Below are 21,131 nucleotides of genomic sequence, written 5' to 3'. Positions count from 1 at the left end.
GGCCTACAGGCTAGAGCCCACCGAGGATGCCGATGCCGACGCGGGGACGGGGGTCGCTCCCAGCTCGATCACGCGGTCGACGTGGTTCAGCCCCTCCGGGCGGTGGGTGAGGAGCAGGACGGTGCGGCCCGTGGTCGCGTCGAGGAGGTCGGCCATCAGGGATTCGGCCAGGTCGGTGTCGAGGCCCTCGGTCGGTTCGTCGAGGATCAGCAGGTCGGGGTCGGCGAGCAGCGCGCGGGCCGTGGCCAGGCGGCGGGCCTGGCCGCCCGACATGGTGGTGCCGCCGGTGCCCAGCCAGGTGTCGAGGCCGTCGGGCAGGGTGGCCAGCCATCCGTCGAGGCGGACCCGGTGAAGGGCGGCCATCAGGTCGGCGTCGGTGGCGGTGGGGTGCGCCAGCCGGAGATTCTCGCGCACCGTGGACGCGAAGACGTGGCCGGTCTCGTCGCCGACCAGGACTATCCGGCCGCGGATCTCGGACTCGGGCCGGGCGCGAAGGTCGCGGCCGTCGGCGGTGATCGTGCCGGCGCGCGGGTCGAGCAGCCGGGCCAGCACGGCGCCGAGGGTGGACTTGCCGGAGCCGGAGCGACCGACCACCGCGATCCGGTCGCCGGGCCTGAGGTCGAGGTCGAAGTCGCGCAGCACGGGCTGGCGGGTGCCGTCCCAGCCGGCGGCCAGTCCCCGCACGGCAATCGCACCGATCGCCCGACACGACTTGAATCGCGAAATGTCGTTTTGGTCTGCCGGCACGGAGGCGGCGGTGGACGGGAACGTCGCGGAGGGTGGGGTGGCGGTCAGGTCGGCGAGGCGGGTGGCGGCTCCGGCGTCGCGGCGGCGGGCCGTGGCGGCGTCGGGGAGGGGTAGGACGGTTTCGCCCAGGGCTACCACGGCCAGGAGGAGGACGGCGGTCCACTCGGGGGAGAGGGCGGCCGCCTGGGTCAGGACCCAGGCGGCGCCGGTTGCGGCGATTCCCCAGCCCAGGTGGGCGGTCGCGGCGGCGAGGCCGGCCGTGCGCGCGGCGCGGGACTCCAGGTGGGCCAGGGTTCGGCTGCGTTTTTCCGGTACGGGGTTCTCGGTGGTCAGCTCCTCCATGCCGTCGACCGTTTCCACCATCGCGTCGTGCAGGCGGGCTCGGGCCGTGGCGGTGGCCTCGTCCTCGCGGGTGGTCTGGCGGGCGGCCAGCGCGGGGGCGATGACGGCGGCTACCAGCAGGCCGGCCGCCAGGGGGATCGTCAGGGATGGAGCTGTCGCCACGGCGATCGGTGTCGCCACGGCTAGGGTCACGGCCGCCGAGATGGCCGGTAGCCGGCCTCGGAGCAGGCCGTCGACTCGGGCGTCCACGTCGTCGGCCACACGGCTGAGCAGGTCACCGCGGCGGCGCAGGCGAGGGCCGGGAACGCGGGGGATCAGCGCGGCGTAGACCCGCGACCGGCGGGCGCCCAGCCTCGCGAAGGCCACGTCGTGGGCGACCAACCGCTCCACATAGCGCAGCAGCGGGCGGGCCACGGCGCTGCCGCGCACCAGGACGACCGCCGCCGAGAGCGTGAGCACCGGCGGCAGAGTCGCGGCGCGCACCAGCAGCCAGGCGGCGGCGCCGGTCAGCAGCAGGCCGGCGAGGGACGATCCGCTGCCCAACGCCACCGCCACCCACCACGGCCAAGCACCCCGCCGAGGCCACCATCCCGATCGGGCGGCGGGAGGAGTCGCGACCCCGGCGCCCCAAGCCATTGGAAATGGAGTATCGGTTCCGGGCCCGGGCTGGGTTGCGACGGGCGAGGCGCCGGTGCCGGCGGCCCGCGCGGAGGAGGCTGAAGTGAGCCGGGCTGGGGTGGCGGGCGCTGGCGCGGGCCGTGTTGGAGTGGCCGGGCCAAGCGCGGGGGCGGCGAGTTCGATGACGCGGTCGGCGGCGGCCAGCAGGGCGGGGCGGTGGGCCACCACCAGGATGGCCGAGCCCGCGTCGGCCGCCTCGCGCAGCCGGGTGATGACCAGGCGTTCGGTTTCGGCGTCCAGGTGGGCCGTGGGCTCGTCGAGCAGCAGGGTGGCGGGGGCAGCGGCCGCCTTCTGCAGGAGGGCGGCCAAGGCCAGGCGGTGGCGCTGGCCGGCGGAGACGCCGGTGCCGCGTTCGCCCAGGGGTGTGTCGGCGGTCAGGTCGGTGGTCAGGCCCACGGTGGCCAGGGCCGCGTCGGTGGTGCCTGCCGCGAACAGGTCGGCCACCCGGCGGGCGTGCGGCAGGGCGGGGCGTTGCGGGAGGTAGAGCGGGGCGGCGGCGGTGAACTCGCCGGCCGTCGCGGGGTGCAGGCCGGCCAGCACGCGCAGCGCGGTGGTCTTGCCCGCGCCGGACGGGCCTCGGAGCGCGACGATTTCGCCGGGCGCGACGGTGAGCGCGGGGAGAGCCAGCGCGTCGACGGTCGCTCCGAGGTAGCGGGCTCGCAAACCGGCCGCGGCCACTCCTATGTGCGCGTCGGGGGTGCGGAACGCCGCAGGCGCGCTGAGGATCTCGTCGACGTCGGCTATGACGGCGGTGGCATCCGTGGCGGCGTGGTAGCGGGCGGCCATCTCGCGCAGCGGGCGGTACGCCTCGGGGGCCAGCAGGATTACCAGGAGGGCCGGCGCCAGGGAGAGGTGGCCGGCCGCCGCGCGCAGGCCCGCCTCGACGGCGATCAGGCCCACCGAGAGGGTGCCCACCAGGTCCAAGGCCGTGGAGGAGAGGAACGCCACGCGTAGGACCCGCAGGGTGGCCGAGCGGTGCTTGTCGGTCAGGTCGGCGATGGTCTCGGTCTGGCGGGTGGCGCGGCCGAAGACGCGGAGGGTGGGCAGGCCCTGGACCACGTCGAGGAAGTGGCCGGCCAGGCGGGCGTCGGCCTGCCAGCGGTCGCGGGCCCGGGCGGCGGTGGCCCAGCCGATCAGGGCGCCCAGCAGCGGGATCAGGGGGAGGGTGACCAGGGCGATCACGGCGGAGGCGGGGTCGGCCAAGGCCATGGCGAGGATGACCAGCGGCGGGAGAGCCACACCCAGCACCAGGGACGGCAGGTAACCCGCGAACCACGGGCGCAGGGCGGCCAGGCCCGAGGTCAGGACGGCGGTGAGGCGGCCGGGGCCGAAGGACGCCACCCAGGCGGGGCCGCGGCGGGGGAGGACGGCCAGGAGCCGGCGGCGGAGCTCGTCGGTCACCCGGGCCGCGGTGCGGGCGGCGATCACCTGCTCGGCCCAGGACAGGAAGGCGCGCAGGGCGTACGCGGCGGCGAGCAGGGGGACGGCCCACGGGCGGGGGGCTGCCACCAGCATGGTCAGGGCCACCGCGACCAGCAGGGTGGCCGCTGCCTGGCCGACGCCCACGACGGCGAGCAGCGCCACGCCGGCCCGGCTGGTGCGGGCGTGCCGGAGCAGACGGGGGTCGAGCGGCGCGCGGCTCACGACGAGACCCGTTCGCTGGCCACGCGGCGGCGGAAGACGAAGTACGAGTACGCCTGGTAGGCCAGGACGCCGGGCAGGATGACGACGCCGAACTCCGTCAGCAGGGTCAGGGCGGAGTGGGTGGCGGCGGCCGCGCTCATGGTGAGCGACCAGCCCTCGTCGAGGGTGCTGGGGAGGAGCACCGAGCCGTGCGCGGTCAGGACCGCGACCACCGCGCCGGCCACGCCCAGGCAGGTGAGGGCGAAGGCGAGCGCCTCGCGACCCTGGCGGGCGAGCATGCCGGCGGCCAGGGCGATCGCGGCGGCGGCCAGGGTCAGGCGGGAACCGGTGGCGAACCCGGCGACGACCAGGGCGACGGCGCCGCCGGTGCCCAGCCACCTCGCGAGATCGCGGGCCCGGCGGCGGACCGGGCCGCTGGTGCGCAGGGCCAGGAACGTGGCGCCCAGCAGCAGCGCGGCCAGCAGGGCGGCGCCGGCGCCGGCCAGGGACTGCCAGGTCAGGATCGGGGAGAGGCTGCGGGACAGGCCGCTGCCGGCGACCGAGCCGTCGGGGCCCAGGGCCAGACCGCGGACGAAGACGGCCAGCAGCGCACCCCAGAGCAGGACGATCGCGGCCGAGCTGGCGGCCAGCAGGACGTCGCAGCGGCGCCGCCAGCGGGCGCCGTCGCCCTTGCCGCGGAACTCCAGGGCGACACCGCGGACGGCCAGCAGCAGCAGGAGGGCGGCCACCGGGAGGTAGAGGCCGGAGAGCAGGGCCGCGTACCACGCCGGGAACGCCGCGAAGGTGACGCCGATCGCGGCGACCAGCCACACCTCGTTGCCGTCCCAGAACGGGCCGATGGTGCGGACTATCGCGCCACGCTCGTGGTCGTCGCGGCCGAGCAGCGGGCCGAGGACGCCGACACCGAAGTCGAAGCCCTCGAGCACGAAGAACAGGACCCAGGCGAGCACGACGATCGAGAACCAGAAGGTGATCACGGCGGGACCCCTCAGTAGACGGGTGCGGGTTCGGGTGATTTGTCCGCTGGCTCTGCCAACCGCAGCGGCTGACGGGCCAGATGGCGGATCAGGCGGAACCAGACGACCGCGACGATCCCGTACACCAGGGCGAAACCGGTCAGCGACGCGATGACCTCGGCGCTGGTCAGGCCGGGGGAGATGCCGTCGGCGACCTTGGTGAGCCCGAAGGCGATCCACGGCTGCCGGGCGGTCTCGGTGAAGATCCAGCCGAGCGTGTTCGCCGCCGCCGGCAGCAGCGGGATCAACGGCAGCCACCGGGTCAGCCAGCGGGGAGCGTCGCCATTTTTCCGCGTACGCCACAGGTAGAAGGCGCCGACGACGGCGGCGAGCATGCCCGCGCCGATCATGAGCCGGAACGTCCAGAACGCCACCGGGATCATGGGCACGTAGCTGCCGGGGCCGAACTGGGCGGCGTACTGCGCCTGGAGGTCGTCGATGCCCTGCACCGTGGCCGTTGGCGAGCCTTTCGCCAGGATCGAGAGCAGGTACGGGAGCTCGATCGAGAACTGCGGCAGCGGCTTGCCGGTCGCGAAGATGGAGAACGAGGCGCCGCTGGTCGTCGAGTAGAGCGCCTCGGCGGCCGCCATCTTCATCGGCTGGACCTCGGTGATGACCTTGCCCAGGTGGTCGCCGGTCAGCGCGGTCGCGGCGCCGCCGGCCACCATCACCCACGCGCCGAGCCGGGCGAGCGTGCGGTGCGCCGGCTCGGCCGCCATCCGCCACACGGCGATCGCGAGCAGCAGCGCGCCCCCGATCATGGCCGCGCCCGAGAGTGTGTGCGGGAAGGCGGCCAGGTTCACCTTGTTCAGCAGGAGGGCGGTGAAGGACGTGAGCCGCGCGCGGCCGGTGACGGGATCCATCTCGTACGCGATCGGGTTTTGCATGAAGCTGTTGGCGGCCAGGATGATGAACGCCGACAGGACCGTGCCCAGCGAGACGATCACGATGGTCGCGGCGTGGGCGAGGCGGGGCAGGCGGTCCCAGCCGAAGTACCACAGGGCGAGGAACGTCGCCTCGAGGAAGAACGCGAGCATGCCCTCGATCGCGAGCGTCGGGCCGAAGACGTCGCCGTAGAACTTGGCGAACGCGCTCCACGCCATGCCGAACTGGAACTCCTGCACGAGGCCGGTGACCACGCCGACCGCGAACGTGACGATCAGCAGCTTGCCGACGAATTTCGCGAGGTCGCGCCACTTGTCGTCGCGGGTGCGCAGCCAGGTGATCTCGAGGCCGGCCGCGATCGCCGCCAGGCTGATCGACAGCGGGACGAAGAAGTAGTGATAGATCGTCACGACCGCGAACTGCAGGCGGGTCAGGTCAAGCACGTCCATCAGCTACCCCCATCTACGACGTCTCGTAGTAGATACTACGACGCGTAGTACGACGGCGTGCAGTAGACTTCGACACATGGCGCTGGGAGACCTGGAACGCGAGGTCATGACCGTTCTCTGGGAGCGGTACGACCCGCTCACCGTGCGCGAGGTGCACCAGGAGCTGGCCCGGGAGCGCCACCGTGATCTCGCCTACACGACCGTCATGACCGTGCTCGACCGGCTGGCCAAGAAGGGCGTCGTCCGGCAGCTGAAAGAGGGCCGCGCCTACCGGTACGCGCCGGCGCAGTCCCGCGAGGAGATGACCGCCTCGGTGATGATGGACGCGCTGAGCGGCACCCCCGACCAGGACGCCGCCCTCGCCCATTTCGTCGGCCAGTTGCCTCCTGAGGCGCTGAGGGCCGCGATCGAGGCCGCCGCCCGCCAAGACCGGTGACCGCGCTGCTGCTCGGCGCGCTCGGGCTGACCCTCTCGCTGGTCGTGCCCGGCCCGCTCGCCCGGGCGCACTGGCCGGGCCGGGCCCCGGCCGCCGCCGTGCTGCTCTGGCAGGCGGTCACCCTGGCCGCCGTGCTCTCCGCCCTCGGCGTGGTGCTGGCCGCCCCCGAGGAGCTCACCCGCGCCTTCGGCTCCGGCCGGCCGGTCACCGCCGCCGCCCTGATCGGCGCCCTGGCCGTGGCCGCCGTCATCGTGCTGCGCCTGCTGATCTCGCTGTACGGCGTCAGCAAGCGTTCCCGCGCCCGCCGTGCCCGCCACCGCCTGCTGGTCGACCTGCTCGACCGGGCCGAGCAGCGCCAGGAGCTGGACGCCGGGAACGTCCGGGTGCTGCAGGGCAACCTCCCGCTCGCGTACTGCGTGCCGGGCCGGGAGGCGCGGGTGGTGCTCAGCGACGGCGCGCTGCGCCTGCTCGACCGGGAGGAGATCGACGCGGTCATCGCCCACGAGCAGACCCACCTGCGGCACCGCCACGAGGTGGTCATGGAGTCGTTCACCGCCTTCTACCGCGCGGTGCCGCGCCTCCTGCGCAGCCGGGCGCCCCTGGACGCCGTACACGTGCTGCTGGAGATGGTGGCCGACGATGCCGCACGCCGCCGCACGGGGTCGGCGCCGCTGCGCGGCGCGCTCGAACGCCTGGCCGAGGCCGTCCCCCTGGCGGAGGATGTCGCGCCCGAAACGGATTCACGGCGGGTGCGGATGGAGCGGCTGGCGGTGCCCCGGAACCCGTCCGTGGCCCTCGATCTCCTGGTCGTGGCGGCGGCCCTGGCCCTGCTCGTGCTACCCACGGTTATCCTCGTCGTTCCGTGGCTCGACCGCGCCCTGGATGCCTGGCCACTCTGATTACCGTGCGTCACGTGCAGGGTGCAGGAAGTTTCCCCGCCGTGGCAGCTTCAGTTCCCGAGTTGATCCGGACTATGGTGGTCGCTGGTCCGGCAGCCCCCCATCGTCCATCCGGCCGATCTGCAGGATCACCGCCTAATCGCCGTGCGCGGCGAACCGGGGACCCGAGTAGTCGGGGTGAAGCCGCGATCCTCCCGCGGCCGGGCGCGCTTCCCGCTCGAACCCGTCAGCTAACCCGGTCGGCGGCTTGACGGAAGAAGGGATAACGCACCTACGTGAAACGGATTGGGGCGCGTCGCGCCGCAGTTCTGCGCAGCCTTGTCTGCGCCGTCGCCGCGGTCGGGATCGTTCTCACCGGCTCGTCCGTCGCGAACGCGGCACCCTCGCCGGCCAGCATCGAGGCCGAGATCGACAAGCAGTGGAACCAACTCGAGCCGGTCATCGAGCAGTACAACGACGTGCACGGCAAGCTGCTCAAGAACCAGGCTCAGCTCAAGAAGCTCACGACCCAGCTGACCCCGCTCCAGGTGCAGGTGGACGTCGCCCTGTCCCAGGTGCGTGGCCTGGCCATCGACGCGTACAAGCAAGGTGCGCCGAACGCGTTCAACGCCATGCTCGTCAGCGGGTCCCCGACCGGCCTGACCGACAAGCTGACCTACCTCGATCAGCTTGCCCGGCACCAGCAGGACCAGATCGCCGGTGTCGCGAAGCTCCGCGACAAGTACGCCGGCATGAAGTCCGACCTGGACGTGCTGACCAAGTCGATCGCCGCGCGCGATGCCGACCTGGCCACGCAGAAGGCCCAGATCCAGAAGAAGATCGACGCTCTGCAGAAGCTGCGGATCCAGGCGTACGGCGCGTCGGGTGAGGCCGACGGTCCGTACAAGACCGGTCCGTGTCCCGTCACCTACAGCCAGGACAAGGGCGGCCGTGCGGCGCAGAAGGCCTGCGACCTCATCGGCAAGCCGTACGTCTTCGGTGCCGACGGCCCCGGCAGTTACGACTGCTCGGGCCTGACGAAGGCGGCGTGGGCCAGCGTCGGCGTCTTCCTCGACCACTACACGAAGGACCAGTGGGGCGAGGGCCAGGCGGTCTCCCGGAGCGAGCTGCAACCGGGTGACCTGGTCTTCTTCTATCCGGGCAGTCTCCATCACGTCGCCATCTACATAGGTGGCGGCAAGGTGGTACACGCCCCGCACACGGGCGACCATGTGCGGATGGCCGTGATGGACAACGTGGGACCGATCGCCGGTTTCCGGAGACCGGGCTGAGTTTCCGCAGTATCGGAGAGGGCCGCCTGCTGGCGGCCCTCTCTGCATGTCAGCCGTCGACGCGGTGCGTGGTCCAGAACGAGGTCAGGCTGGTCGAACCGGCCGCGGCCTGCGCGGCGGCCTTGAAGTCGGCCACCGTGGAGATCCCGTACCAGTGACTCGACGCGTACGACCGCATGAGGTTTGTCATCGCGGTCGTGCCGATGAGCCGGCGCAGGTCGTGCAGCGTGCACTTGCCGTACCCGTAGACCACGGTGCTGTAGCGCGAGGAGTGCGCGTCCCAGTAGGCCATCGAGTTGGTCAGCCGCTCGGCCGAGGACTGCCAGGTGATCCCGCAGCCGGAGCCGGTCTTACCGAAGTAAAGGTCGGTCATGTAGTCGGTAAAACCTTCGTCGAGCCAGGGCGTCGTGTACTCGTCGTCGCCGACGATCCCGTAGAACCACTGGTGGGCGAGCTCGTGCGCGAGTGCCGTCGAGCTGACCACGTCGAGCACGAAGCCCGGGTACTCCATGCCGCCGAACCAGTAGCCGTTGTCGAGCACCACGTCGGCCTCGCCGTAGGGGTAGGCGCCGAGCCGGCCCGCGTGCGCGTCCAGGGCTGCCCTCGCGGTGCTGAGCATGGAGCTGGCGCTCGAGGTGCTGATCGAGCTGACCGAATAAACATTCACCGCGACACCACCTGCGGTGGTGCCCGAGATCTTCCGGAATGGTCCGGCGGCCCAGGCGAACTCACGCACCTGCGTTCCCGACGCCGTCGTGATCGTACGGCCGGAGCTGCCGGCCCGGTCGACGGAGGTTCCCGTGGCCGGCACCGAGATCGTGCTCGGATGGTCGAGGCTGACCGTGTAGTTCGAGGCCAGTGCGTAGAACGACTCGCCGTTGTTCGTGTACGGATCGAGGTGCCAGCCCGCCGCGTCCCGCACGGCCAGCACCGGGAGCGCGTTGCCGATGAAGTAGTAGCTGCCGTCGTGCCCGAACCGGTCGATGCCGGCCGTCACCGTGATCGACAGGTCGAAGCCGACACTGCCGCTCGCGCCCTGCGCCAGCGGCGCGGGCAGCGTGATCTTCAGGGCGGTGCAGGCGACCTCGAGCGTGCCCGCGGTGCCGCCGGTGACATTGGTGACCTTGATGGGCAGCGTGCTGCAGGTGCCGTGTGCGTTGTCCCACAACCGCAGGTAGACCTCGGTGAGCGGGACCGCGGAGGCGTTGCTGAAGCTGATGGACTCGTGCCCGGTCCAGACCCCGCCGGTGGCGTTGCTGGTCAGGCTGATCGTGTACGCCGGGGTCGCCGGCGTACGGGTCGCGTCGGTGGCCGCTTGCGCCGGGGTCGCCGGCACGGCGATGCCCGCGGCCAGCGCGAGCACCCCCGCCAGTATTCGTCGAATCATTCGACGAGCATGGATGGGTTCCTACATCTTGGACAACGGAGGAAACCCTTGGCTTAGGTGGTGGTCGTAGAGCTTGCGCAGCAGGGCGGTGAGCTGCGCGCGCTCGGCCTCGTCGAGGGGCGCGAGGAACTCTTCCTGGACGGCCCTGGCCTGGAGGGCGAGGGCCTCGGCGCGCTCGATGCCGTGGCCGGTGATCGTGATGATGTTCCGGCGGCGGTCGTCGGGGTTGGGCACGCGCCGGATGTACCCAGAGGCCTCCAGCTCGTTCAGGGCCGTGACCATGTCGCTGAGGTGGATGCCCGTGCGCCGGCCGAGGTCGGCCTGGCTGGCCGGACCGTCCGTGATCAGTGCGGAGAGCACGCGGTAGTGGTAGCCGCGCGCGCCGACGGCCGCGAAGCCCTCGCTCACCAGGCGGCCGGCATGCGCCGCGGTCTGCGTCAGCATCCAGCTCGGCATGTTTTCCACGGGTTCCATGTGGCGACCCTAACATTCGGAGTATAAACGTTTGGCTGACTAACGTTTGGAAGACTAACGTTAGCCGCATGAACGAATTCAGCGTGCATGTTCCCCAGGCCGACCTCGACGATCTGCACGACCGGCTCGCCCGCACCCGCTGGCCCGACGAGCTGCCCGGCGCCGGCTGGGACTACGGCATCCCGCTCGACCGCGTCCGGCAGCTCGCCGCCGCGTGGGAGAAACTCGACTGGCGTGCGCACGAGGACCGGCTCAACGCGTACCCGCAGTTCACCACCACGATCGACGGGGAGAACGTCTACTTCCTGCACATCCGCTCGGCGTCGCCCGATGCGACCCCGCTGATCCTCACGCACGGCTGGCCGGGCTCGGTCGTCGAGTTCCTCGACCTGATCCCGCTGCTCACCGACCGCTTCCACCTGGTGATCCCGGCGATTCCCGGCTTCGGCTTCTCCGGCCCTACCCGCTCGCGGGGGTGGGGCCAGCAGCGGGTGGCTCAGGCCTGGGCGACCCTCATGGCCCGATTGGGGTACGAGCGGTACGGCGCGCAGGGTGGCGACTGGGGCTCCGGCATCTCGCGTTTGCTGGCCGCGGCCGCCCCTTCGAATGTCATCGGCGTCCACATCAATTTCATGCCGACCGGGGGCGCGTACGACGGGCCGCTCAGCCCCTCCGACCAGGCCCGGCTCGACAAGACCCGGGCGCTGGCGGCCAACCGGCATCCGCATCAGATCCTCTTCGCGGCGACTCCGCAGACCATGGCGTACGCGTTCACGGACTCCCCGGTCGGGCAGATGGCGTTCCTGGCCGAGAAGTTCCGGGCTTGGGCCGACCCCGCACACGCGATTCCGGACGAGGTCGTGCTCACCGACGTCATGCATTACTGGATCACTCGTACGGCCGGATCGTCTTCGCGTTTGATCAAGGAGAGCGGCCTCGGGTCCGGGCCGATCCCGTGCCCGGTGCCGCTGGGTGTGGCGGTGCTCCCGCAGGACATCGTGCAGTCGGTACGGCCGCTGGTGGACCTCCGGCACGACGTGCGGCAGTGGACCGAGTTTCCGTCGGGCGGGCATTTCGCGGCGCTCGAGGTGCCCGAGCTGCTGGCGGCGGACATCACGTCGTTCTTCGCCCTTCTCCCCGTGGGCGCCTGAGAATCTTGTCAGTGGGCGCGGGCATAATTCGTTGTCATGAGCGACTCGCCCCTGATCGACAGCCTCACCGCGGCCGTCGAGGCCCGGCCCGACGACCTGACGCTCCGGCTCCACCTGGCCGAGCTGCTGGTCGGGGCCGGGCGCGGGGCCGAGGCGATCGGGCACGCCGCCCAGGTGCTGGCCCGCGAGCCGGGCAACGAGACGGCTCAGCGCCTGATGACCTCGGCGCTGGGTGGGCCCGCGCAGCCCGCCCCGTCGGCACCGCCGGCCCAGGCTCAGCCTTCGGGTGACAGCTCCATCGACTGGGCCGCCATGGAAGAGGACCTGGGCGACATCGTGCCGCCCCGCTTCGCCAAGGCCGACGACGAGCCCGACCCCGTGCAGGGCCACGCCGACCGCGTGTTCGACGTCGAGCGCTCGGTGATCACCCTCGCCGACGTGGGCGGCATGCAAGAGGTCAAGAAACGCCTGGAGGTGTCGTTCCTCGGCCCGCTGCGCAACCCCAAGCTGCGGTCGCTGTTCGGCAAGAGCCTGCGCGGCGGCCTGCTGCTCTACGGTCCGCCCGGCTGCGGCAAGACCTTCCTGGCCCGGGCCGTGGCCGGTGAGATGGGCGCCGCGTTCATCTCGCTGTCGATCACCGACGTGCTGAACATGTGGGTCGGCAGCTCCGAGCGCAACCTGCACGACCTGTTCCAGGCCGCCCGCGGGCACGCGCCGTGCGTGCTTTTCCTCGACGAGATCGACGCGCTCGGCCACAAGCGCAGCCAGCTCAACTCGTCCTCGATGCGTACAGTGGTCAACCAGCTGCTCACCGAGCTCGACGGCGTCGACGGCAACAACGACGGCGTCTTCGTGCTGGCCGCGACCAACGCCCCGTGGGACATCGACTCCGCCCTGCGCCGCCCCGGCCGCCTCGACCGCACCCTGCTGGTGCTGCCGCCCGACCGCACCGCCCGTGCCGCCATCCTCGAGTACCACTTGCGCGACCGCCCGGTGGCAGGCATCGACCTGGGCAAGGTAGCCGACGCCACCGAGCACTACTCGGGCGCCGACCTGGCCCACGTCTGCGAGACGGCCGCCGAGTTCGCGATGCGCGACTCGATCGCCACCGGCGAGATCCGCATGATCTCCCAGCAGGACATGCTGGCCGCCGCCCGCGAGGTGCGCCCCTCGACCGACGCCTGGTTCGCCACCGCCCGCAACGTCGCGATGTTCGCCAACGAGTCGGGGGAGTACGACGACCTCGCGGCGTACCTGAAAAAGCGCAAGCTCCGATGAGCGGCGTTACCTCGTCGGCGCGTGCCGTGGCGGGCGCTTCTTCGCCGGCGCGTGCTGCGGCAGGCGAACCTGTGCCGGCGCTTACGGCCGCAGGCGTTCCTCCGCCGACGCGTGCGGCGGCGGTTGGCCGTGTCGCAGCGGGCGGTCCTCCGTTGGCGTGTGCTGTGGCGGGTGCTCCTGCGTCGGCGCGTGCTGCGATGAGATGAGCGGCGACGAGGCATATCGGCGGGCCCATCGACTCGCCCAGGTCGGGCGTTTCGACGAGGCCGAGAGGGCAGCCCGCGACGGGCTCGCCGCCGCGCCGGACGACGGCCGCCTGCTCACGCTGCTCGCCACGGTATTGCGATTGCGCCGCGACTACGCCGCCGCCCTCGCCGCGGCCGACACCGCCGTTGCGGCGGCCCCGCAGCTGGCCGAGGCGCACGCCGAGCGGGCCGAGAGCCTGATCCTGCTGCTCCGGGCCAAGGAAGCGGTCGCCGCCGCCGAGCAGGCCGTCCGCCTTGCGCCGCTCGACGCCTCGGCCCACCTCGTGCTGGCCCGCGCGCTCGCCGCCGCCCGCGACTCCGCCCGCGCCCGCGTCGCCGCCGCGCACGGCCTCTCGCTCCGCCCGCGCTCGGTCGAGGGCCTGCTCACGGTCGCCGACGTCGAGCGCGACGCGGGCAATCGGGAGGCCGCCACCGCCGCCGCCCGGGCCGCGCTCGCGATCGAGCCGGAGAACACGTACGGCCGCTGGCTTGTCGCCATGCTCGACGCCGAGCGCCTGCGGGTGCGCCGCTCGATGCGCGGCCTGCGCGACGTGGCCCGCGACAACCCGGCCCGCCCCGACCTGATCGCGATGACCTGGCCGATCCGCGGCGTGCTCAGCGGCCTGCGCCGCGGACTCGCGGTCGGCGCCGCGCTCGTCTGCGCCCTGCTGCTCGTCGGCCACTGGTGGTGGCCGCCCGCCGCGACCTTCGCCCGGATCGTCTCGGTCGTGATAGCCGCCGTGCTCACCGGCTTCGCCGTCCGGGTGCTGGCCCCCGCCGGACGCCTCCCGTGGCGCTGCCTGCCACTGCTGCCCGCCATGATGCGCCGCGCCACCGTCGCCGGCCTGGCCACCATGGCCGTCGCGATCGCCCTGCTGATCCTGCACGCGGTGACCGGCTGGTGGATCGCGCCCGTCCTCGCCCTGGCCCTGGTGCCGGTCCTCGGGGCGCTCGGCCTCATCGAGCTGCGCGGCGCCAAGAGATAACCCGGGCTTGAACTCCGCCACGCCGCACGACCCGTGGGTTGCATGCGACGGGCTCGGTCGACCCGACTCCGTGCGGGAGAGGCAGATCGCGCGGGGCGAGCCGCGCACCGCGTTGCCGGACGCGGCGCCCGCGACCCCCGAGTCGGTGGTGCGGGCGCCGCTTGGCCGATGGTGCGGACGCCGCGTGGCCGGTGGTGCGGCCGCCATGTGGCCGCACGGTTACCCGCAACCCACCGCGCCGGTCGTTCTTGCGGGCGCGGTGGGGCGCCGGGTGAGGTCAGCAGTTGCGCAGCTCGGGTGACTGGTTGAGCAGCTGGCCGCGCGGCGAGACGAACCGCTGGAAACGTTCGCCGCCGACCGCGTCGTAGGAGAACGCGGCGACCCGGTGGCAGTTCTGGAAAGCGAGCCGGGCGCCGAAGTGCCGCTCGAGCCCGCCGCGGATCGCGTCGCTGGCCAGGGCCCGCAGCAGCTGCCCGCGCTCGGCCTCGCTGGGCGGCGGCACCTCGTGGTCGGCGAACTCGCCGCCGCCGGCCCGCAGGTCGGTCATCACCCGGCTGACCACCTCCCACGCGTACGGGAGGGACTCGCGCACGCAGGCGACGAACTCCTCGTCGGAGACCTCGCCGCGCTCGGCGGAGGCGAGCAGGGTGGGGGAGACGTTGAGCGACATACGGTTTTTCCTTTCGGATCGGGAAAAGGTCTGCGCTCATCTTGTTGGAAACGATTCCCATTAGCAAGTAGCCGTCACCCGTTCGGTAGCCTGAGGCCATGACAGCCCTCGACTGGCCGAAGTGTGAGAACGCTCGCGACCTGGGCGGACTGCCCACAGTGGACGGCGCGGCCCTGCGGAGCGCCGCCCTCTACCGCAGCGACGGACTGTTCCGGCTCAGCACGGCCGGGATGGCGGCGGTCCGCGCGGCCGCCCTCGCCCGGATCATCGACCTGCGCTGGCAGCGCGAGTGCGACCTCGATCCCAGCCCGTTCGCCGGCGACGCGATCTACCGGCACGTGCCGATGCTGGAGGAGGAGCTCACCTACGAGGTGCCGCACGACACGTACGCACCGATGCTCGACCACAACCAGGGCCGCATCGCCGCCGCCTTCCGCGCGCTGGCGGCCGCACCCGCCGGCGGAGGCGTGCTCGTGCACTGCCACGGCGGGCGGGACCGCACCGGCGTGCTGGTCGCCCTCGCGCTCGCGATCGCCGGGGTGCCGGCCGAGGAGATCGCCGCCGACTACGGTCGTTCCCCGGAGCGTCCGCCGGTCGCGATGGCAAACACGCTGACCTATCTGGACGAGAACTACGGCGACGCCGAGAGCTACCTGCTCCGGATCGGGGTGCCGGCCGCCGACATCGCGGCCGTGCGGCGCCGGCTAGTCGGTGGTTGACCGGGCCAGGCGGGAGTTCCACTTCTCCTCGATGCGGCCGTAACGCCACACCAGGAGCGCGACCGCCCACGTCGCCACGAACAGGCCGACGATCACGAAGCCCACGTAGTTGAGGTCGAGGCCGCCGATCGCGGCGAGCGGCCCGCTGGTGATGCCGAGCTTGTCGGTGGCGATCGAGACCAGCTCGATGGTGCCGATGATCAGCGCGACCGCGACCGACAGACCGGTAATGGTCAGGTTGTAGTACACCTTGCGGACCGGCTTCGCGTTGGCCCAGCCGTACGCGAAATTCATGAAGCAGCCGTCGATCGTGTCGAGCAGGCTCATCCCCGCCGCGAACAGGATCGGCAGGGTCAGGATCGCGTACCAGGGCAGGGCGAACGCCGCGGCGCCGCCGGCCAGCACCAGCAGCGAGATCTCGGTGGCCGTGTCGAAGCCGAGCCCGAACAGCAGGCCGATCGGGTACATCTGCCACGGCTTGCTGACCGCGCCCGTGGTACGCGACAGGATGCGGTTGAGGAAGCCGCGGTTGTCGAGGTGCGCCTCGAGCTGCTGCTCGTCGAAGCTGCCGGTCCGCATCCGGCGGAACACCTTCCAGATCCCGACCAGCAGCACGAGGTTGATGATGCCGATGACGTAGAGGAAGACGCCGGAGACGCTGACGCCGACCACGCCGGTGATCCGCTGCAGGGTGGAGGAGTCGCTCTCGACCTGCCCGGCCAGCGAGCGCACGCCCAGGCCGAGCAGCAGGCACAGGATGAACACGACACTGGAGTGCCCGAGGGAGAACCAGAAACCGACGGACAGAGGTTTTTTCCGATTGCCCATCAGCTTGCGCGTGGTGTTGTCGATCGCGGCGATGTGGTCGGCGTCGAAGGCGTGCCGCATGCCCAGCGTGTACGCGGTGACGCCGAGGCCGACGCCGTAGACCCCGGCCGCGCCCACGTGGTAGTGCGCCGGGACGATCACGAAGAACAGCAGACCCCAGCCCGCGACGTGCAGCAGCAGGATGAAGGCGCTCATCCCGCCGAGGCTGGCCCACCCCTTCGGCCCGACCGCTTCGCGTACGCGAGAGCGGGTCAACGTCGATGTCGTCACGATCAACCTCCCGTGCCCCAGTCTTGCTGTTGCACATTATTTGCAACAGCCCGGCGGCGAGGGAAGTGGCTTACCTCACGCCGCGCTGGATTCGGCGCGGCAAGACCGGTGGATTGGTCAGACCTGGCGGCTCCACTGCATGGACAGACCATTGACGGCTCGCTCGGTGCGGATCTCCAGGAGGTTCCCGAGGATCGTGGCCCGGTCGAAGACCAGCGGCGCGTCGTCGAGCCCGTAGGTCACCCGGTCGGAGACGAACGCGGGCGTACCGGCCGGATGACCCAGCAGGTCGGCGGTCACCGCGTCGAGCACTCCGGGCCGCACGACCTCGCGAGCCCGGTGCACGACGACACCCCGCCCGGCCAGCGCCGCATACAGCGACGTCCCACTGAGATCCACGTCGGCAAGATCAACATCAAGGATCCACGACAACTGGTGTACGGCGGGCCGGCCCGCCAGCAACCGCAGTCGTTCGAGCCGGAGGACCCGGGCGTCCTTGTCGATGCCGAGCTCGGCGCTCACCCAGGCCGGGGGCTTGCGGACGGCCTGACCGAGGATCTGGGTGCTGACGGTCTGCCCCTGGGCGCGCAGATCCTCGGCGAAGCCGCGCAGCGAGTCGAGGCGATAGGCCGCCCGCGGCTCGGCCACGAAGGTGCCCCGGCCGGCCTGCTGCGAGACCAGGCCGTCGTCCTCGAGCCGCTGCAGCGCCTGCCGCAGGGTCGCCAGCGTGACGCCGTAGGTCGCGCTCAGCTCCTTCTGCGGCGGGAGCGCCGAGCCGGGCGGCAGGTCGCCATGCCGTATCTTCGCCGCCAGGTCGCTGGCGATGGCCTGGTACTTGGGCGTGCGCGGCGCGGTCAGCGAATCCTCCCGGGGCTCTGGCACGCGGATCACCCGGTGACCCGCGTGCCAGACATTAACCGAGTGCCGCCCGCAAGGCCGCGACGTCCGTGCGTACGTCGTCCGGGGTGGCGCCGTCGAGGACTCGCCGCATGAGCGCGGAGGCGACCACGACGCCGTCGGCCGACTCGGCGGCGGTGGCGGCCTGGGCCGGGGTGGAGACGCCGAAACCGATCAGCACCGGCAGGTCGGTGACGGCCTTGACCCGGGTCGCCAGCCGGCTCGCGGAGGCGTCGAGGGTGTCGCGCTCGCCGGTGGTGCCCATGAGACTGACCGCGTAGACGAAGCCGCGGCTGCGGGCCCCGATCTCGGCGAGCCGGTCGTCCGGAGTGACCGGCGCGGCCAGCAGGATCAGCGCGACCCCGGCGTCGGCGGCGGCCGCCGAGACCGCCGCCGCCTCGTCGACCGGCAGGTCCGGAACGATCAACCCCGTGATGCCGGCGCCGGCCAGCCGCCGGCAGAACACCGCCGGCCCCGCTCGGAAGACCAGATTCGCGTACGTCATCGCGATAAGTGGCACGCCAACCTTTATTTCCGAAAGGTCGGCCAGGATGCCGTCGACCGTCGCGCCTCGGGCCAGGGCGCGGTCGGAGGCCTGCTGGATCGTGACGCCGTCGAGCATCGGGTCCGAGAAGGGCAGGCCGATCTCGATCGCGTCCGCCCCCGCCGCCTCGTAGGCGAGCACATAAGACGTCCAGTCGGCTGTGATCCCGCCCGTGACGTACGGGACCAGCGCCTTCCCTCCGTACGGAATCATTTGTCTGCTCCCTCGCTCAGGGTGACCATGTCCTTGTCGCCGCGGCCGGACAGCGTGAGCAGCACGCGCGACCCGGCCGGCAGGTCGGCGGAGCCGGCCGCCCGCAACACCCAGGCCACCGCGTGGGCCGACTCGAGCGCGCAAATGATCCCCTCGGCCCGCGCCAGCCGGTGGATCGCCGCGACCACCTCCGCGTCCGTCACCGTCCGATACTCCGCGCGGCCGAGCGCGCCCAGATGAGCGTGCTCCGGCCCGATCCCCGGGTAGTCGAGCCCGGCCGCGATGGACGAGGCCTCGGCGATCTGCCCCTCCGCGTCCTGCAGCACCATCGAGCGGGAGCCGTGCACGACCCCGGGCGCGCCCGCCGTCATGGCCGCTCCACCCGCCGCCTCCACGCCGATCAGGCGTGCCGTCGTGTCGACAAATCCGGCGAATGTCCCGGCGGCGTTGGAGCCCCCGCCCACGCAGGCCACCACGACGTCCGGCACCGACGGCACCTGCGACCGCGCCTCGGTGCCGATCACGCGTTGGAATTCCCGAACCATCCACGGGTACGGGTGCGGCCCGCCGACCGACCCGAGCAGGAAGTGCGAGTGGGGGACGTCCGCCACCCACGCGCGCATCGCCTCGTTGGTCGCGTCCTTGAGCGTCCGGCTGCCGCTGGTCACCGGCACCACGGTCGCGCCGAGCATCTCCATCCGGAAGACGTTGAGCCGCTGCCGCTCGATGTCCCGCGAGCCCATGAAGATCGTCGCGGACAGGCCGAGCAGCGCGGCCGCCGTCGCCGTCGCCACCCCGTGCTGGCCGGCGCCGGTCTCCGCGATCAGCCGGGTGCGGCCGAGCCGCCGGGCCAGCAGCGCCTGCCCGAGCACGTTGTTGATTTTGTGGCTGCCGGTGTGTGCGAGGTCCTCGCGCTTGAGCCAGAGGTCGATGCCCAGCTCGCCGCCGAGCCGGAGGGCCGGCGTCAGCGGAGTGGGCCGCCCGGCGTAGACCGCGAGGAGGTGGTCGAGCTCGTCGCGGAACGTCTTGTCGGCCCACGCCTCCCGGAACGCCCCGGCCAGCTCGGCACAGGCCGGGACCAGGGACTCGGGCACGTAACGGCCGCCGAAATCGCCGAACCGGCCCGCGGCCGGCTCCGCCATGAGGGTCATCGCTGCCTCCAACAGTTATAGAACTCTCCGCCACAGTGTTGCACAACGTGGCGGAGAGTTCTAGAACTGTCGGTATTACTTGGCGGCGGCCTCGTACAGCTTCTCGGGGGTCACCGCGCCGGCGAAGACCCGGCCGTCATCGGTCACCAGGACCGTGAACAGCGTCCCCGCGAACTGGTGCCCGCTGCCCCACGAGCCGCTCACGGCCGGCAGCATCTTCAGGACGCTGTCCAGCTGCTGCGACTCGGTGCCGTCGGACTTCGGCAGCTTGGCCTCGACGATCGCCGTCCAGCCGTCGCCGATCACCTGCGGCTGCTGGGCCTTGGCCCGGGCCTGCGCCTTTTCCGCCTCGGCCTGGTGCTCCTTGGCCAGGCCCTCGGCCGAGCCCTCGGTCACCTTCGTGTCCGGCGGCGGGTTGAAGGTGAACTGCTCGGCGTCCGGTACCGCGAAGCTGATCTGCTGGAACGCCACCCGCACGGCGGGGCTCGTCGCGTTCTTCGCGTACACATCCACGCGCAGCGGGATGTGGTGCTCGGCGTCGATCGCCAGGCGCACCTGGCCGATCAGCGAGGCCGAGTCCTTCGGGCTGAGCACCAGCTCGTACGCGTCGCGGCCGGCGACCTTGGCGGCGCCGGTCGTGGTCACCGTGGTGGTCGGGTCGATCGCGGCCAGCGCCGCGTCGGCCGCTTCCTGCGGCGTCTTGGGCACCTGCCCGGCGAGCGGGTCGGCGTGACCCGGCTTGCCGTCGGCCGGCAGCTTCAGGTGGTTGGCCGATTTCTCGGCGCTGTTCCACAGCCAGACGTCGTTCTGGTTGCGGATCACGTCGGTCTCGCCCTTGGTGCCGACCAGCGCGAGCCGCATCTTGTCCTCACCCGCGTACCACACCCGGGCGGTGTTGCTGCCCGCGAGCAGCGAGGTGAGGTCGCCCGCGTCGGTGCTCCCCGAGCCCCCGGCCAGGCCGGCGATCGCCGGCAGACCGAGGTCGGCGCTCTCGACGATGGTGCCGGACAAGCCGTCGACCTTCGCGTTCTGGATGTCGACGAGCAATTGAGCCGCACTGCGATCCGGCAGCGATGGGTCCGCGCTCGCGACGATCGTGCCGGCCGCGGCGCCACCCCCGATGACGATGACCGCGGCGGCGGACGGTACGAGCCAACGCAGTGCTGGCCTGGACCTGAACACGGACACGATGTCCACCTCCCGTTCTCTGCCACCCAGCGTGCGCCGCGAGCGCTGTGACAGCGCTGAGAGGTTCCCCTAGGGGTGGCCTCTTACGTGTAAAGGTAGTCCCGTGCGGTTGCTGGTGGTGGAGGACGAGGCCCGTCTCGCGGCGGCGCTGCAGCGCGGCCTGCAGGCGGAGGGTTTCGCGGTGGATGTGGCCGGCGACGGTCAGGACGGTCTCGAGATGGCCCGCCACGGCGGGTACGACGCGATGATCCTGGATGTCATGCTGCCCCGGCTCAGCGGCTATCGGATCGTGCGGCAGCTGCGCGCCGAGCGCAACTGGGTGCCGGTGCTGATGCTCTCGGCCAAGGACGGGGAGTACGACCAGGCCGACGGCCTCGACTGCGGCGCCGACGACTACCTGACCAAGCCCTTCTCGTACATCGTGCTGCTGGCCCGCCTGCGTGCCCTGCTGCGCCGCGGCGCCCACGAGCGCCCGCCGGTGCTCTCCCACGGCGACATCGAGCTCGACCCGGCCGAGCGCCGCGTGCTGGTCTCGGGGGAGCAGGTCGTGCTGACCACCCGCGAGTTCGCCCTGCTGGAATACCTCATGCGCCGCCCCGGCGAGGTGGTCAGCAAGATCGAGCTGCTCGACCACGTGTGGGACGCGGCCGTCGAGACCGCGCCGAACGCGGTGGAGGTCTACGTGGGCTACCTTCGCCGCAAGATCGGCCGAGAACGGCTCGAGACCGTGCGCGGCGCCGGTTACCGCCTGTCGGGCGGCTGA

At 71.9% G+C, this 21,131-nt stretch carries 19 protein-coding genes and 1 riboswitch; of the genes, 8 read left to right on the top strand and 11 right to left on the bottom strand.

What is annotated here, in order from left to right:
• Positions 1 to 3: 3 nt before the first annotated feature.
• From cydC to A3CQ_RS0108820, 3 genes are read right to left on the bottom strand one after another with little or no spacing between them, the layout of a single operon-like run.
• The gene (cydC, locus tag A3CQ_RS0108830; protein ID WP_020510566.1) at positions 4 to 3,411 is read right to left on the bottom strand and encodes a thiol reductant ABC exporter subunit CydC; all 3,408 of its coding nucleotides are present in this window, start codon (positions 3,409 to 3,411) and stop codon (positions 4 to 6) included.
• On the bottom strand, positions 3,408 to 4,388 hold the full coding sequence (gene cydB / locus A3CQ_RS0108825) for a cytochrome d ubiquinol oxidase subunit II (protein ID WP_020510565.1): 981 nt from the start codon (positions 4,386 to 4,388) through the stop codon (positions 3,408 to 3,410). Before cydB ends, cydC begins: the two co-directional genes overlap by 4 nt.
• Positions 4,389 to 4,399: 11 nt before the next feature.
• Entirely contained in the window at positions 4,400 to 5,761 is a 1,362-nt protein-coding gene (locus A3CQ_RS0108820; RefSeq protein WP_020510564.1) for a cytochrome ubiquinol oxidase subunit I, read from the bottom strand.
• Positions 5,762 to 5,837: 76 nt separating this feature from the next.
• Between A3CQ_RS0108820 and A3CQ_RS0108815 the strand changes: the two genes are divergently transcribed.
• The 3 genes from A3CQ_RS0108815 to A3CQ_RS0108805 all read left to right on the top strand — a co-directional run bounded on the left by A3CQ_RS0108815 (position 5,838) and on the right by A3CQ_RS0108805 (position 8,367).
• The gene (locus tag A3CQ_RS0108815; protein WP_020510563.1) at positions 5,838 to 6,197 is read left to right on the top strand and encodes a BlaI/MecI/CopY family transcriptional regulator; all 360 of its coding nucleotides are present in this window, start codon (positions 5,838 to 5,840) and stop codon (positions 6,195 to 6,197) included.
• Complete coding sequence (locus A3CQ_RS0108810; protein ID WP_020510562.1) at positions 6,194 to 7,096, top strand: M56 family metallopeptidase; 903 nt, start codon at positions 6,194 to 6,196, stop codon at positions 7,094 to 7,096. The genes A3CQ_RS0108815 and A3CQ_RS0108810 overlap by 4 nt, the downstream gene beginning before the upstream one ends.
• Before the next feature lie 122 nt (positions 7,097 to 7,218).
• Positions 7,219 to 7,357, top strand: a riboswitch (cyclic di-AMP (ydaO/yuaA leader).
• Positions 7,358 to 7,371: 14 nt separating this feature from the next.
• Entirely contained in the window at positions 7,372 to 8,367 is a 996-nt protein-coding gene (locus tag A3CQ_RS0108805; RefSeq protein ID WP_020510561.1) for a C40 family peptidase, read from the top strand.
• A gap of 49 nt (positions 8,368 to 8,416) precedes the next feature.
• Here the strand turns inward: A3CQ_RS0108805 and A3CQ_RS0108800 are convergent, their stop codons facing one another.
• Both A3CQ_RS0108800 and A3CQ_RS0108795 read right to left on the bottom strand, forming a co-directional pair.
• On the bottom strand, positions 8,417 to 9,754 hold the full coding sequence (locus tag A3CQ_RS0108800; protein ID WP_040431886.1) for a M1 family metallopeptidase: 1,338 nt from the start codon (positions 9,752 to 9,754) through the stop codon (positions 8,417 to 8,419).
• A 21-nt stretch (positions 9,755 to 9,775) separates the two neighbouring features.
• A complete protein-coding gene (locus A3CQ_RS0108795) occupies positions 9,776 to 10,228 on the bottom strand; it encodes a MarR family winged helix-turn-helix transcriptional regulator (RefSeq protein ID WP_026205473.1) in 453 nt (150 codons plus the stop codon).
• Between the two features lie 68 nt (positions 10,229 to 10,296).
• Between A3CQ_RS0108795 and A3CQ_RS0108790 the strand changes: the two genes are divergently transcribed.
• From A3CQ_RS0108790 to A3CQ_RS0108780, 3 genes are all read left to right on the top strand, one after another.
• On the top strand, positions 10,297 to 11,379 hold the full coding sequence (locus tag A3CQ_RS0108790) for an epoxide hydrolase family protein (RefSeq protein ID WP_020510558.1): 1,083 nt from the start codon (positions 10,297 to 10,299) through the stop codon (positions 11,377 to 11,379).
• A gap of 36 nt (positions 11,380 to 11,415) precedes the next feature.
• Positions 11,416 to 12,657, top strand: a complete 1,242-nt coding sequence (locus A3CQ_RS0108785; RefSeq protein ID WP_020510557.1) for an AAA family ATPase — start codon at positions 11,416 to 11,418, stop codon at positions 12,655 to 12,657.
• Between the two features lie 202 nt (positions 12,658 to 12,859).
• On the top strand, positions 12,860 to 13,888 hold the full coding sequence (locus tag A3CQ_RS0108780; protein ID WP_020510556.1) for a tetratricopeptide repeat protein: 1,029 nt from the start codon (positions 12,860 to 12,862) through the stop codon (positions 13,886 to 13,888).
• A gap of 277 nt (positions 13,889 to 14,165) precedes the next feature.
• Here the strand turns inward: A3CQ_RS0108780 and A3CQ_RS0108775 are convergent, their stop codons facing one another.
• Positions 14,166 to 14,558, bottom strand: coding sequence for an SCO5389 family protein (locus tag A3CQ_RS0108775; protein ID WP_020510555.1), 393 nt, complete (start codon positions 14,556 to 14,558; stop codon positions 14,166 to 14,168).
• A gap of 98 nt (positions 14,559 to 14,656) precedes the next feature.
• Between A3CQ_RS0108775 and A3CQ_RS0108770 the strand changes: the two genes are divergently transcribed.
• Entirely contained in the window at positions 14,657 to 15,277 is a 621-nt protein-coding gene (locus A3CQ_RS0108770; RefSeq protein WP_026205472.1) for a tyrosine-protein phosphatase, read from the top strand.
• Here A3CQ_RS0108770 and nicT read toward each other — a convergent pair.
• The 5 genes from nicT to A3CQ_RS0108745 form a co-directional block, all read right to left on the bottom strand.
• Complete coding sequence (gene nicT, locus A3CQ_RS0108765; RefSeq protein ID WP_051115187.1) at positions 15,263 to 16,375, bottom strand: Nickel transporter NicT; 1,113 nt, start codon at positions 16,373 to 16,375, stop codon at positions 15,263 to 15,265. The two genes, A3CQ_RS0108770 and nicT, sit on opposite strands and share 15 nt — an antisense overlap.
• Positions 16,376 to 16,492: 117 nt before the next feature.
• Positions 16,493 to 17,257 carry a GntR family transcriptional regulator gene (locus A3CQ_RS0108760; RefSeq protein WP_245577125.1) on the bottom strand — a complete coding sequence of 255 codons (765 nt, stop codon included), beginning with the start codon at positions 17,255 to 17,257 and terminating at the stop codon, positions 16,493 to 16,495.
• A gap of 31 nt (positions 17,258 to 17,288) precedes the next feature.
• Complete coding sequence (gene trpA / locus A3CQ_RS0108755) at positions 17,289 to 18,029, bottom strand: tryptophan synthase subunit alpha (protein ID WP_020510551.1); 741 nt, start codon at positions 18,027 to 18,029, stop codon at positions 17,289 to 17,291.
• Positions 18,026 to 19,180 carry a tryptophan synthase subunit beta gene (gene trpB, locus A3CQ_RS0108750; protein ID WP_020510550.1) on the bottom strand — a complete coding sequence of 385 codons (1,155 nt, stop codon included), beginning with the start codon at positions 19,178 to 19,180 and terminating at the stop codon, positions 18,026 to 18,028. Before trpB ends, trpA begins: the two co-directional genes overlap by 4 nt.
• 75 nt (positions 19,181 to 19,255) lie before the next feature.
• On the bottom strand, positions 19,256 to 20,368 hold the full coding sequence (locus A3CQ_RS0108745) for a LolA family protein (protein WP_026205469.1): 1,113 nt from the start codon (positions 20,366 to 20,368) through the stop codon (positions 19,256 to 19,258).
• A 103-nt stretch (positions 20,369 to 20,471) separates the two neighbouring features.
• Between A3CQ_RS0108745 and A3CQ_RS0108740 the strand changes: the two genes are divergently transcribed.
• Positions 20,472 to 21,131, top strand: coding sequence for a response regulator transcription factor (locus A3CQ_RS0108740; protein ID WP_020510548.1), 660 nt, complete (start codon positions 20,472 to 20,474; stop codon positions 21,129 to 21,131).

The organism is Paractinoplanes globisporus DSM 43857, from assembly GCF_000379645.1.
Classification (GTDB): Bacteria; Actinomycetota; Actinomycetes; order Mycobacteriales; family Micromonosporaceae; genus Actinoplanes; species Actinoplanes globisporus.
This window is presented reverse-complemented; position numbering and strand designations above follow the sequence as displayed.